This window comes from Acidovorax delafieldii 2AN (assembly GCF_000175235.1).
GTDB lineage: Bacteria > Pseudomonadota > Gammaproteobacteria > Burkholderiales > Burkholderiaceae_C > Acidovorax > Acidovorax delafieldii_B.
In genome coordinates this window covers 1-11,822 of record NZ_ACQT01000117.1, presented here as the reverse complement: position 1 = coordinate 11,822, position 11,822 = coordinate 1, and the positions used below count along the sequence as shown (strand labels likewise).

Genomic DNA, 11,822 nt, shown 5'->3' with positions numbered 1-11,822 from the left:
CGGGTGGAGCGGTGCAGCAGCGTGACCCCGCCATCGCTCTCCAGTTTGCGCACCTGCTGGCTCACCGCCGATGTGCTCATGCCCAGCGCGCGGGCTGCCCCGCTCATCGAGCCGTGCTGAACCACGGCGGCAAACACGGCCATGCGTTTGAGGTCTTCCATGGCGCTATTTTTTCATCGATTGTGAAGCTGTACTTCAAAGAAAAGGCGATTTTTGCCATCTACCGCGAAGTTTGACAAGCTCCTATTCTCACCCCATCGCCATTTATTGATGAACGAGGACTTGTTATGAATATCGCCCTGATCGGTGCCACCGGCTTTGTCGGCTCGGCCGTGCTCAACGAACTGCTGCAACGCGGCCACCGCGTGACCGTGCTGGCCCGTAACCCCGCCAAGCTCGCCGCCCGCGAGCGCCTGACGGTGGTGGCCGCCGATGCCCAAGATACCGCCCAGGTCGCCAAGGCCGCGGCCGGCCACGACGCCGTGGTCAGCGCCTACAACCCCGGCTGGAGCAATCCCCACATCCACGATGAATTCCTGAAAGGCACGCGTGCCATCATCGACGGCACCAAGCAGGCCGGTGTGCGCCGTTTCCTCATGGTGGGCGGCGCCGGCAGCCTGTTTGTGGCGCCGGGTGTGCAGCTGGTGGATACGCCGCAGTTCCCTGCCGAATGGAAGCAGGGCGCACTGGCGGCCCGCGAGGCCCTGAACTGGGTCCGTACCGAAAGCGCGCTGGACTGGACCTTTCTCTCGCCCCCCATCCTGCTGCAGCCCGGCGAACGCACGGGCCAATACCGCCTGGGCGACGAGGCGCCGCTGATGAATGGCGAGCAACCCGGCAGCATCAGCGTGGCGGACCTGGCAGTGGCCATTGCCGACGAGCTGGAAACGCCGCGCCACGTGCAAAGGCGGTTCACGGTGGCGAATTGACGGGGTGGGCAGAGCCGGGGCCGTTGTCTCGTATGCTCTGCGCCTTTTTCCCGCTTTGCCTCATACCCATGACCGACGACACCGAAGACACCACCATTCAGGAACCACGCCTGTGGAGCGATGAGCGCTGGACGGCGCGGGTCATCAAGAACGAGGACGACGATGGCTGGGCTGTTTCGATGACGCTGCATGGCGAGGCGGAACCGGCGCTGGTGGGCCCGTGGACCATGGGGCGTGACAAGAAGAATCCCAAGCCGCTCGATGTTTCGGCGTTCCATACGCTGGTCAAGACGGCCAGCGAGGTATTGCGCCGCCACGAGCAGCAGTTGCACGCACAGCTCAACAAAAACGTGACGGTCACCACCGCGCAGGGCCAGCGCCTGCGTGTGGCCTTGGCCATCGTGCCGGACGAAGAGGGCGCGACGGCCACGTTGAGTGCGCAGGATGATCTGGGCGAAGAACTGGCCTGCGTGCCCGTGCCGCCCAGCTTCAAGCTGACTGCCGCCAGTGCCACGGCCTGGGCCGAGAACGGGTTTGAGCGCCTGCGCTGAAGCTGGGCATGCGCTGAGCTGGCAGTGGTGCTGGGGATGGTGGGGGCGGGCGATGGCTGCCATCCCGTGCTTGGCAATGCGCTGTGCAGCTCTTCCTCTGGTATGTGCCGGTTCATCCACCGCAGATGGCGCTGCGTATTTTTGCTATTGAAAATAGAGCGCTCTACGCTTGTTTCGCTTGCGCAGAAGCCTGATTTTCTCTATTTCTGGCTTCTCTGAGGCTTCTTCATGGTTCGTGGCAAGCCGGCGAACACCGAACACCGAACACCGAACACCGAATGCAGGGCCTGCGTGCGCTGCCGGCGGTTGCGCTCGGCTGGCCGCTGCCCCGGCATGGCTTCACGCAGCCGCGAGAGCAGGCTTTTGCCGTGGCAACACCCGCGTGGGCGTTTCGCTTGCGCCGGCGGGCGGCAGCCGGAACACGGCCACGGCCTCCACCAGTTGCTGCGCCTGCAGCTTCAGGCTGTCGGCCGCTGCGGCGCTTTGCTCGACCAGGGCGGCGTTTTGCTGGGTGGCCTGGTCCATCTGCATCACGGCTTCACCCACCTGTGCCACGCCCGCGCTTTGCTCGCTGCTGGCGGCGCTGATCTCGCCCACGATGTCGGTCACGCGTCGGATGGAGGCCACCACGTCGGTCATGGTGGCGCCGGCCTTGTCCACCAGGGCCGTGCCCTGCTCCACGCGCTCCACACTGGCGTGGATCAGGTTCTTGATCTCTTTGGCGGCATCGGCGCTGCGCTGGGCCAGGCTGCGCACTTCGCTGGCCACGACGGCAAAGCCGCGCCCCTGCTCGCCGGCACGTGCCGCCTCCACGGCGGCATTCAGCGCGAGGATGTTGGTCTGGAACGCGATGCCGTCGATCACGCCGATGATGTCGGCAATCTTCCTGCTGCTGTCGTTGATGCCGCGCATGGTGGTCACCACCTCGGCCACCACATCGCCGCCCTGCTCGGCCACTGTGGATGCGCTCAGGGCGAGCTGATTGGCCTGGCGCGCGTTTTCGGCATTGGCCTGTACGGTGGAGCTGAGTTCCTCCATCGATGCCGAGGTTTCTTCCAGCGCGCTGGCCTGCTGCTCGGTGCGCGCCGACAGGTCGTTGTTGCCCTGTGCGATTTCGGTGCTGGCAGCGGCCACGCTGTCGGCGTTGGTGCGCACGTTGAACACCACATGCGAGAGGCTGGCCTGCATGGCGTGCAGGGCGTTGAGCAACAGGGCGATTTCGTCCCTGCCGCCCACCGGCACGGCCACGGTGAGGTCGCCGCCGGCCACGGCCTGCGACACCTGCGCCGCCTGCCCGATGGGCCGCACCACCGAGCGGCTGAACACCAGCGCGCCCGCCACGCTGGCAGTGCACACCACCAGCATGACCAGCAGGCTGACCGTGGTGGCGTGGCTTGCGTCCCGGGCCGCCTGTGCCGCGACCTCGGTGCTGGCCTTGCCGATCAGCTCGCTGGCCTGGTCGATCAACTGCGAGGGCTCGCGGTCCATGCCCTGCACGGCGTTGTCACCCGCCTGTGGCTCGTGCCCTGCCGCCTGGAATTCGGCGTAGCCCTTGCGGTAGGCGGCGCCCATGCGTTCATGGGCCTGCGCGAACTGGCGCAGCTTGTCCTGCGCAGGGCCGGGGGGCAGGTCGGACACCAGTTGCGCGGCGGCGCTGGACACGGCCTGCTCCTGCTTCTGGAAGGCGGCCCAGTAGCGGTCGCGCCGGGCCGGATCCTTGCCGCGCAGCAGCACGTTCTTCCACTCCTGCACCTGTACCTTGAAGTCCTGCAGCATGGCTGCCGCCCGGCGTTCATGCCCGAAGCTCTGGGCGACGGTGGTTTCATACACCGTGAGCGCCTGGTTGAGGCGCTGGATGCCGAAGAGCGCCGCCAGCATGAGCAGCAACAAGGCCGCCAGGAAGGCGAGAGGGAGCTTGAGACTGAGCTTCATGGGAACCTCCTGGAGAGTGGGTGCACAACGCGCAACCAGTGCGGCCGCAGTGTGGTGCGGCGCGCCAAACCGCTGTGCTGGGGTGCGACGGCCCATTATCGGAGGGGGCTGGGGTTTGGGAAGGGCGGTTTTCCCACTGCGCCGCCAAGGCTGCAAAGTGCCATGCCAAAAGTGCGGTGCCGAAATAAAAAAGGCCCCGCAATGCGGGACCTTTCAGGTGCGGGCGCAGGCCGCTCAGTCCATGGTGAGCTTCTGCTTGACGACCACGTCCTTGTACACGGCCAGTTCCTCGCGCATCTGCTTGGCAAAGGCTTCGGGGGTGTCGGCCATGATGATGGAGCCGGTTTCCTCGATGCGCTTGCGGATGGCAGGGTCTTGCAGCACCTTGCGGGTGGCGGCGTTGATCTTGTCCACGATGTCACGGGGCATGCCCTTGGGCCCGACGAGGCCGTAGTAGGCCATGCGGTTCACGCTCTCCAGGCCCACTTCCTTGAAGGTGGGCACGTCGGGCAGCGCGGGCACGCGCTGGGGCGCGGCCACCACCAGGGCCGTGAGGCGCTTTTCCTTGATGAAGGGCAGGGCCGAGGGCAGGTTGTCGAAAATCAGCGGCACCTGGCCGGCCACGGCATCGGTGAGCGCAGGGCCCGAACCGCGGTACGGCACGTGGACCATGTCGGTGCGGGTGGAGAGCTTGAACATCTCCATCATCAGGTGGGTGATGCTGCCGTTGCCGGGCGAAGCGTAGGCATATTTGCCTGGCTCCTTCTTTACGGCTTCCAGCATGCCCTTGTAGTCATGGAAGGGCAGCTTGGTGTAGGCCGCGATCACGTTGGGCGTGGCGGCCACGTTGATGATGGGCGTGAAGTCGGTGGCGACGTTGTAAGGGATCTTGGGGTTGATGGCCGGGTTGGTGGCCGTGGTGGACACGGTGGCCATGCCCAGGTTGTAGCCATCGGGCGTGGAACGTGCCGTTTCGGCCGCGCCAATGCTGCCGCCACCGCCGCCCTTGTTTTCAACCACCACGGGCTGGCCCAGTTCGCGGCCGAGGGGTTCGGCCACGGTGCGGGCGATCAGGTCGGTGGTGCCACCGGCAGCAAAGGGCACCAGCAGGCGGATGGGTTTGTTGGGGTAACCGGACTGCGCGTGGGCGGCTGTGCCGAAGACGGCCAGGATGCCCAGGGTCAGAACGCTGCGACGAAACATGCTTTTATCTCCTGTTGTTGAATTGGAAAGCACTTGGATGCCAGTGATGGCGGAAAGGGGGCGCGGGTGCGCCGGGTTCAGATGGTCTTGTTCTCCCGCAGGGCGGCAATGGCCTGGGCGTCGAGGCCGAGTTCGCTCAGCACCTCGTCGGTGTGCTGGCCCAGGGCCGGCGGCGCATTGCGCAGCACGGGCGGTGTGCTGGAAAGGCGCAGCGGGCTGGCCACGCCGGTGATGTGTTGAACGCCGTCGCCCGCCTCGCCGTCTTTCCAGCGCGGCAACGATACCGCAAGGCCCCGCGCCTTCACCTGCGCGTCGTCAAACGCCTGGGCAATGGTGTTGATGGGGCCGCAGGGCACGGCCTTGTCTTCGAGCAGCGCAATCCACGCGGCGGTGGTGCGGGTGCGCGTGACGGTTTCCATGGCGGGGATGAGTTCGGCGCGGTGCTTCACCCGCAGGGTGTTGGTGGCAAAGCGGGCATCGCTGGCCCACTGGGGCTGGCCGGCTGCCGCGCAAAAGCGCTGGAACTGGCCGTCGTTGCCAATGGCCAGCAACATGTTGCCGTCCTGCGTGGGGAAGTCCTGGTAGGGCGCCAGGCTGGGGTGGCTGTTGCCCATGCGGCCGGGCGTTTGGCCCGTGGCCAGGAAACCCGCCGCCTGGTTGGCCAGCACGGCCATGCCCACGTCGAGCAGGGCCATGTCGATGTGCTGGCCCTGGCCCGTGCCGTTCACGGCGTTGTCGCGCACATGCAGAGCGGCCAGGATGGCGTTGCTGGCATAAATGCCGGTGAAGAGGTCGATCACCGCCACGCCCACGCGCATGGGGCCGCCACCGGGCTCGGTGTCGGCCTGGCCGGTGATGCTCATCAGGCCCGTCATGGCCTGCACCATGAGGTCGTAGCCGGCACGTTCGGCATAAGGCCCGTCTTGCCCGAAGCCGGTGACCGAGCAGTAGATGAGGCGCGGGTTCAGCGCGCGCAGGCTGGCATGGTCCAGACCGTATTGCTTCAGGCCCCCGACCTTGAAGTTCTCCACCACGATATCGGCCTGCTGCGCCATCTGCTTGATGAGCGCCTGGCCCTCGGCCGTGGCCATGTCGATGGTGACAGAGCGCTTGTTGCGGTTGCAGGCGGTGAAGTAACTGGCCTGGTGGGTGTCGTTGCCCTCGGCGTCCTTCAAAAAGGGCGGGCCCCACTGGCGTGTGTCATCGCCCACGCCGGGACGCTCGACCTTGACCACGTCCGCTCCCAGGTCGGCCAGCATTTGGGTGCACCATGGGCCCGCGAGCACGCGGGAGAGGTCGAGCACCTTGATGCCTGCCAAGGCGCCGGAGGAGGAAGTGGGGGTGGTCATGAGAATTGGTTACTATGAAATAAATAGCTGCAGGCGCCCGTCCATCAAGCGCCAGATGGCAAAAACACCGCCAATGCGGTGTTTTTGCACATGCGCTGAAGACGTTCAGTTGGCGAAGGCCGCGATGCCCGTCTGCGCGCGGCCCAGAATGAGGGCGTGCACATCGTGCGTGCCTTCGTAGGTGTTCACCACTTCCAGGTTCACCAGGTGGCGCGCCACGCCGAACTCGTCGCTGATGCCGTTGCCGCCCATCATGTCGCGGGCCAGGCGGGCAATGTCCAGCGCCTTGCCGCAGTTGTTGCGCTTGATCAGCGAGGTGATCTCCACCACGTTCTGGTGCTCGTCCTTCATGCGGCCCACGCGCAGCGCGGCCTGCAGTCCCAGCGTGATTTCGGTCTGCATGTCGGCCAGCTTTTTCTGGATGAGCTGGTTGGCGGCGAGCGGGCGGCCAAACTGCTTGCGGTCCAGCGTGTACTGGCGGGCGGTGTGCCAGCAGAATTCGGCGGCACCCAGGGCGCCCCAGGCGATGCCGAAGCGCGCGCTGTTCAGGCAGGTGAAGGGGCCCTTCAAACCCTGCACTTCGGGGAAGGCGTTTTCTTCGGGCACGAACACATCGTCCATCACGATCTCGCCGGTGATGGAGGCGCGCAGGCCCACCTTGCCGTGGATGGCGGGGGCCGTCAGGCCCTTCATGCCCTTTTCCAGCACGAAGCCGCGGATGGGGCCGACGGTGCCGCCTTCGGACACTTCCTTGGCCCAGACCACGAACACGTCGGCCACAGGGCTGTTGGTGATCCACATCTTGCTGCCCTTGAGCTTGTAGCCGCCAGCGGTCTTGTAGGCGCGGGTGGCCATGCTGCCGGGGTCGGAGCCGTGGTCGGGCTCGGTCAGGCCGAAGCAGCCGATGAATTCACCGCTGGCCAGCTTGGGCAGGTATTTTTGTTTCTGCGCCTCGGTGCCGAATTCGTTGATGGGCACCATCACCAGCGAGCTTTGCACGCTGGCCATGGAGCGGTAGCCCGAGTCCACGCGCTCGATCTCGCGCGCCACCAGGCCGTAGCTCACGTAGTTCAGGCCGGCGCCGCCGTACTGCGTGGGGATGGTGGGGCCCAGCAGGCCCAGTTCGCCCATCTCGCGGAAGATGGTCACGTCGGTCTTTTCGTGGCGGAACATTTCCAGCACGCGGGGGGCCAGCTTGTCCTGGCAGTAGGCGCGGGCAGCGTCACGGATGGCGCGCTCGTCGTCGGTGAGTTGCTGGTCGAGCAGGAAAGGGTCATCCCATTGAAAAGCGGTGCGGGCCATGTGCGTGTCTCCAGATCAAACAAGAAAAAAGAGAGGAAATGCAGAACTGATGGGAACGCATCGTAGGGCGCGGCCCGGTGTGCGGCAAGCGAGTTCTTTTCATCCAGAAATGCGTTTGTTGAATATATGGAATACTTGATCAAAGGCCTGTCGCACCGGAACGGCCTTTGAAAAGTTCCTGTTCATCATGCGCCGCAATATCCCCTCTACCCAGGCCCTGGCCTGTTTCGAAGTCGCCGCCCGGCATGAGAGCTACACGCGCGCCGCGCAAGAGCTGTCGCTCACGCAAAGCGCCGTCTCGCGTCAGATCCAGGCGCTCGAAGAATTCCTGGGCGTGCAGTTGTTCCGCCGCACGCGCCACGGCGTGGTGCTGACGCCTGCGGGCGCGCACTATGGCCGCCAGGTGGCGCGCTGGCTGCAGGGGCTGGAGCGCGACACCCTCGACGTGATGGCGCACCAGGGCGAGGGCGGCACGATCACGCTGGCGGCAGTGCCCACGTTTGCCACGCGCTGGCTCATCCCGCGCCTGCCCCAGCTGGCCCGGCAGCACCCCGACATCGTGGTGCACATAGACACCCGGACGCGGCCTTTTCTGTTTGCCGACACCACGTTCGACGCCGCGCTGTATGCCGGCACACCCGATCAGGTAGCCAACTGGCCGGGCGTGCAGGCACTGCTGCTCATGCACGAGGATGTGGTGCCGGTGTGCAGCCCGCGCCTGCTCGAATCCGCAGCGCCCCGCGGCCGCGGCCGCGCGCACCAGCCTGTTTCGGCCGAGGCGCTGGCCGGGCTGCCCCTGCTGCAGCAAAGCACCCGGCCCTATGGCTGGCGGCAGTGGTTTGAAGCGATGGACGTAGATGCCGCCCACGCGCTGGACGGCCCGCGCTACGAGCTGTTCTCGATGCTGGCCGTGGCCGCCACGCACGGCATGGGCGTGGCGCTGATGCCGCCCTTGCTCATCGAGGCCGAACTGGCCAGTGGCGAGCTGGTGGTGGCCTGTGCCAGGCCGCTGCGCGGCGAGCGCGGTTACTACCTCGTCAGCCCTGCGCAGGCCCAGTCGCCGGTGCTGGCGGCGTTTGCGCAGTGGTTGCTGCGCGCGGCGCAGGGCGATTTGCCGGTGTCATGAGGCGCGCAGCCACTGCGTGCACAGCGGCACCAGCACGGCCGTGGCCACGCCATTGAGTCCCATGGCCAGAGCGGCAAAGGCGCCGGCCGTGGGGTGCACCTGCAGTTCGCGTGCCGTGCCGATGGCATGGGCGGTGAGGCCGATCGCAAAGCCACGCACCGCCGGATCGTGAATGTGCAGCAGCCGCAGCAGCGGCCCCGCAACGATGGCCCCCGCGATGCCCGTGATGGCCACAGCCACCGCCGCCAGCGAAGGCAGACCGCCCATGCGCTCGGCCACCGGCAATGCGATGGGCATGGTGGCGGATTTGGGGGCGAGCGACATCAGCGTCTCCAGCGTTCCACCCAGCGCCCAGGCAATCAGCACGGCCGACGCAATGGCTGCCGTGCTGCCCACCAGCAGCGCGATGCCCAGCGGCCGCCACATCTGGCGGATGCGTGCGCGCTGGCCGTACAGCGGCACGGCCAGCGCCACGGTGGCAGGGCCTATCAGCAGGCTCAGCAGACTGACTCCGTCACGGTAGGTGGCATAGGGCGTGCCCGTGGCCATCAGAACCGCCACGATGGCCACCACGGCCGTGAAGACGGGAATCAGCAGCGGGTGCGCGCCGCTGCGCCGGTAGAGCGCCAATGCCCCCAGATAGGCCAGCAGCGTGAGCACCAGCCAGGGCAGGGGCGTGCCGGCCAGCGCGGCCGCCAGGGTGGGCAAATCGGTGGTCATGGTGCGCACTCCCCGGCGGCTGGTTGCTTGCGCAGCAGCCAGCGCAGCGTGCAGGCCGTCACCACCAGGGTCACGGCGGCGCCGCCCATGCCGGCGGCAAGAAACGGCAGCCACTCGCGGGCGATGCGCTCAAAGTGCAGCATGACCCCCACGATGGCGGGGATGAAGAGCAGCATCATGTTCTGCAGCAGGCCGCTGGCAGTGCGCTCCAGCGCCTCGGGCACGCGCCCCAGTGCCGCAATGGCGGCCAGCAGCAACAACATGCCCATCAGGGCGCCGGGCAGGGGCAGCCCGAGAAGGCGGACCAGGGCTTCCCCCAGCAATTGAAAACAGAACAGTGCAGCAAAAGCGTAGAGCATGGGCAGAACACACACGGGTGAAGGGGAGAGGCGGCGCCGGCGGCCGCCAGGCTCCGATCATCGCCGAGCGGGATGGGCAGGGTCTTTGCCGGAGCGCTTGCGCTGCGCTGGGCATGGGTCTAATCTGACACTGTCCCAGTGCCTGCTGGACTTCTATCTGGAGACCGACCATGACGAACACCTACCACGCAGCCCATTTCGACCCGACGGTGGACGAGATCGACGTGCTCAAACGGCTGGAAATGGGTGAAGTCATCACCCAGGACAGCGCGTTGCGGGAACACCTTTCGGGGCGGTTGCTGGATTGGGGGCTCATCAGCAAAGGGGCGGACGGCGAAATGGCCATCACACCCCTGGGGCGGCAATTGATCAGGCGCCAGGACAACTGACGCGGCCCTGGCAAGGGCCCCAGGGCGCGGGCGCGCTGCGGGTCCGGGTCAGCAGAACAACAGCGCCAGCAGGGCCGCATCGTCGGCCAGATTCAGGCTGGCGTAGACCGACAGGCGATACAGCATTCCCATGGCGTGTTCAAGAAGTGCGCTGGCGTTCATGGCTTCGATTGTCGTCGATGGGCTTGGCGGTGCGTTGACCGCAAAGGCTCGAACACCTTGCCCGTGCGAGGCCACCCCGGATCTGGAGCGCTTGCGGCTGTACGCCTGTGGGGCCGGGCATCGGACCAGTCGCCAGGAAGGCGCCACGCCAGACCGCTCCATCGCCCGTGCGCTGACGGTGAAGTCCCCCGGCGGCGGCGGGCTGCGAGAAGTGGCAGTGGAATGCCCCACCGGCCACCGCCACAGCCGAGCTGAGGGGTTCCGGCTGCTTGAAGCCAGGTTCCGCACCCATTTGGCCTGCGCCTGCGGCAAAGCCGCATGGCCCTCTCAACGCGAAAACTCTTCGTTCTTTGGCAGAGGCCCCGCGGTGGCGTGCTGGCACTGTCGGCCCGCGTGCTCGACGACCTCGGCTTCGAGGTGATCTATCTGACCGGTGCGGGAGCGACCAACATGCGGGCGGGGCTTGCCACACCAGGGCTGCCAGCGCCTGGGGGCGAGCCCAAGCTGGACGCGCTCGTAGCGCGTCATGCGGTGCAACGGGCACATCAGAAATGGATCACCAGTCGCTCACGGATGGCGGGCGGGCTTTTGCGCCGCCACTGATCACAAGCCTGTACCACATAACAGGAAACGCACCCCAGAAACGCAGGAACCGCACCACCGAAACGCTGCTAATGCAGGGGGCGCCCATTTTCATCGGGTTGGAAGACTCCGCAACGGGGCCTGCACACAAACAGCCAAAGCCTCGGATCGCAAGGCACGGTTGAGCAAGCACCGCAGATGGCCTTTCCATGGAGCGAACCTGTGATGCGAAATATTCATTTTATTTTCATCTATTAATGTGTTTCTGTTTGTAATTTGACTGCCTGAACTTGTGCGCAAATAAAACTGGACAAACAACGCAACACGCAGCAAGCTTCGCGCGATTTTCGTCAATTCATCCCCGGCTTCTAAGCTCTTTCTGAGGGCGCGCGATCTCGTGATGCGTGCCAAGCTTCATCGATCAATTGAATTTGCATAACGCAATATTTAATTAAAACACATTGGATGTAAATGTATATGTGTCACTGCCGCTTCACGACAAAATGCGTATTTTTTGGACAGCCAAAAAAATATACTCAAAAATCGTTGATGCCCTGAAAGAAGTTCATGCCAAATTTTTTTGTCAAGATATTATTGACGCTTTTTTCATTGTTTCTTTGCGGGCAAGTCTCTGCTGCTTGTAATATAACTTTTACCGCTGCAGCCGGGGGGCAGGTCACTTTTGAGGCGGCAAACAGTCAGTACGCCGGACAGCCAGCGAGGTACAAGTACTTATTTTCGGCACCAGATAGCACCAATTGCGGCAATGCAGACACATTTGGTCTGTCGAATGCAGACGGCTCAAGCAACGTCAATAACACCGGTGTCACAACCGGCGTGGGGATCATGCTGCAATCCAGCGCCAAAGGGTCGAACAATATGTTTGTCCACTCGACAAACAATGGTGGACCCAACGATTTCAGCGCTTTTTATTATTCCATTCCCGCTGGCTTATCGAATACCACTGATACCTTCCAGTTTTTTGATGGCAATGTCGTCTTACAAACTGCTACGGTTGTCATTCCGGCAGCAGTTCCCGGCGCGCCAACAGGTGTTACCGCTACTCCAGGAAATGCGCAAGCGTCGGTTGCCTTTACGGCCCCCTCTTCTGATGGTGGTAGTACCATTCTTGACTATACGGTGACATCCAGCCCCGGCGGCTTTACTGCGACCGGCGCGGCCAGCCCACTGATCGTCACTGGTCTGACAAACGGCACC

At 64.7% G+C, this 11,822-nt stretch carries 12 protein-coding genes and 1 pseudogene; 6 read left to right on the top strand and 7 right to left on the bottom strand.

Going from position 1 to position 11,822, the window contains the following annotated elements; all coding sequences use genetic code 11:
* Window positions 1-161: LysR family transcriptional regulator (locus ACDELDRAFT_RS14075; protein ID WP_005797854.1), on the bottom strand; the 161-nt coding region annotated here is incomplete at its 3' end.
* A 126-nt stretch (window positions 162-287) separates the two neighbouring features.
* Between ACDELDRAFT_RS14075 and ACDELDRAFT_RS14070 the strand changes: the two genes are divergently transcribed.
* Complete coding sequence (locus ACDELDRAFT_RS14070) at window positions 288-929, top strand: NAD(P)-dependent oxidoreductase (protein ID WP_005797852.1); 642 nt, start codon at window positions 288-290, stop codon at window positions 927-929.
* A 68-nt stretch (window positions 930-997) separates the two neighbouring features.
* Window positions 998-1,480: a hypothetical protein gene (locus tag ACDELDRAFT_RS14065; RefSeq protein ID WP_005797851.1), complete on the top strand. Its 483-nt coding sequence runs from the start codon at window positions 998-1,000 to the stop codon at window positions 1,478-1,480.
* Window positions 1,481-1,819: 339 nt separating this feature from the next.
* Here ACDELDRAFT_RS14065 and ACDELDRAFT_RS14060 read toward each other — a convergent pair whose 3' ends face one another.
* From ACDELDRAFT_RS14060 to ACDELDRAFT_RS14045, 4 genes are all read right to left on the bottom strand, one after another.
* On the bottom strand, window positions 1,820-3,412 hold the full coding sequence (locus ACDELDRAFT_RS14060) for a methyl-accepting chemotaxis protein (protein WP_005797850.1): 1,593 nt from the start codon (window positions 3,410-3,412) through the stop codon (window positions 1,820-1,822).
* 234 nt (window positions 3,413-3,646) lie between these two features.
* Window positions 3,647-4,615, bottom strand: coding sequence for a tripartite tricarboxylate transporter substrate binding protein BugE (locus tag ACDELDRAFT_RS14055; RefSeq protein ID WP_005797849.1), 969 nt, complete (start codon window positions 4,613-4,615; stop codon window positions 3,647-3,649).
* Window positions 4,616-4,692: 77 nt separating this feature from the next.
* Entirely contained in the window at window positions 4,693-5,964 is a 1,272-nt protein-coding gene (locus ACDELDRAFT_RS14050; RefSeq protein ID WP_005797847.1) for a CaiB/BaiF CoA transferase family protein, read from the bottom strand.
* 105 nt (window positions 5,965-6,069) lie between these two features.
* The gene (locus tag ACDELDRAFT_RS14045) at window positions 6,070-7,266 is read right to left on the bottom strand and encodes an acyl-CoA dehydrogenase (protein ID WP_005797846.1); all 1,197 of its coding nucleotides are present in this window, start codon (window positions 7,264-7,266) and stop codon (window positions 6,070-6,072) included.
* A 187-nt stretch (window positions 7,267-7,453) separates the two neighbouring features.
* On the opposite strand from ACDELDRAFT_RS14045, the gene ACDELDRAFT_RS14040 reads away from it, so the two are divergent.
* The gene (locus ACDELDRAFT_RS14040; protein ID WP_005797844.1) at window positions 7,454-8,392 is read left to right on the top strand and encodes a LysR family transcriptional regulator; all 939 of its coding nucleotides are present in this window, start codon (window positions 7,454-7,456) and stop codon (window positions 8,390-8,392) included.
* On the opposite strand, the gene ACDELDRAFT_RS14035 is transcribed toward ACDELDRAFT_RS14040, so the two are convergent.
* Both ACDELDRAFT_RS14035 and ACDELDRAFT_RS14030 read right to left on the bottom strand, forming a co-directional pair.
* Window positions 8,387-9,112, bottom strand: a complete 726-nt coding sequence (locus tag ACDELDRAFT_RS14035; protein ID WP_005797843.1) for an LrgB family protein — start codon at window positions 9,110-9,112, stop codon at window positions 8,387-8,389. The genes ACDELDRAFT_RS14040 and ACDELDRAFT_RS14035 overlap by 6 nt on opposite strands.
* A complete protein-coding gene (locus tag ACDELDRAFT_RS14030; RefSeq protein ID WP_005797841.1) occupies window positions 9,109-9,471 on the bottom strand; it encodes a CidA/LrgA family protein in 363 nt (120 codons plus the stop codon). The genes ACDELDRAFT_RS14035 and ACDELDRAFT_RS14030 overlap by 4 nt, the downstream gene beginning before the upstream one ends.
* A 170-nt stretch (window positions 9,472-9,641) precedes the next feature.
* On the opposite strand from ACDELDRAFT_RS14030, the gene ACDELDRAFT_RS14025 reads away from it, so the two are divergent.
* From ACDELDRAFT_RS14025 to ACDELDRAFT_RS25100, 3 genes and pseudogenes are all read left to right on the top strand, one after another.
* Window positions 9,642-9,860, top strand: coding sequence for a hypothetical protein (locus ACDELDRAFT_RS14025; RefSeq protein WP_005797840.1), 219 nt, complete (start codon window positions 9,642-9,644; stop codon window positions 9,858-9,860).
* 480 nt (window positions 9,861-10,340) lie between these two features.
* Entirely contained in the window at window positions 10,341-10,625 is a 285-nt protein-coding gene (locus ACDELDRAFT_RS26210) for a hypothetical protein (protein WP_040329230.1), read from the top strand.
* Between the two features lie 546 nt (window positions 10,626-11,171).
* Window positions 11,172-11,822: pseudogene (locus ACDELDRAFT_RS25100) on the top strand (hypothetical protein); the annotation flags it as partial.

Bases quoted from the DNA above. Each gene is read 5' to 3' on its own strand.
- ACDELDRAFT_RS14070 (WP_005797852.1), top strand. From the start codon at position 288: ATGAATATCGCCCTGATCGGTGCCACCGGCTTTGTCGGCTCGGCCGTG.
- ACDELDRAFT_RS14065 (WP_005797851.1), top strand. From the start codon at position 998: ATGACCGACGACACCGAAGACACCACCATTCAGGAACCACGCCTGTGG.
- ACDELDRAFT_RS14060 (WP_005797850.1), bottom strand. From the start codon at position 3,412: ATGAAGCTCAGTCTCAAGCTCCCTCTCGCCTTCCTGGCGGCCTTGTTG.
- ACDELDRAFT_RS14055 (WP_005797849.1), bottom strand. From the start codon at position 4,615: ATGTTTCGTCGCAGCGTTCTGACCCTGGGCATCCTGGCCGTCTTCGGC.
- ACDELDRAFT_RS14050 (WP_005797847.1), bottom strand. From the start codon at position 5,964: ATGACCACCCCCACTTCCTCCTCCGGCGCCTTGGCAGGCATCAAGGTG.
- ACDELDRAFT_RS14045 (WP_005797846.1), bottom strand. From the start codon at position 7,266: ATGGCCCGCACCGCTTTTCAATGGGATGACCCTTTCCTGCTCGACCAG.
- ACDELDRAFT_RS14040 (WP_005797844.1), top strand. From the start codon at position 7,454: ATGCGCCGCAATATCCCCTCTACCCAGGCCCTGGCCTGTTTCGAAGTC.
- ACDELDRAFT_RS14035 (WP_005797843.1), bottom strand. From the start codon at position 9,112: ATGACCACCGATTTGCCCACCCTGGCGGCCGCGCTGGCCGGCACGCCC.
- ACDELDRAFT_RS14030 (WP_005797841.1), bottom strand. From the start codon at position 9,471: ATGCTCTACGCTTTTGCTGCACTGTTCTGTTTTCAATTGCTGGGGGAA.
- ACDELDRAFT_RS14025 (WP_005797840.1), top strand. From the start codon at position 9,642: ATGACGAACACCTACCACGCAGCCCATTTCGACCCGACGGTGGACGAG.
- ACDELDRAFT_RS26210 (WP_040329230.1), top strand. From the start codon at position 10,341: ATGGCCCTCTCAACGCGAAAACTCTTCGTTCTTTGGCAGAGGCCCCGC.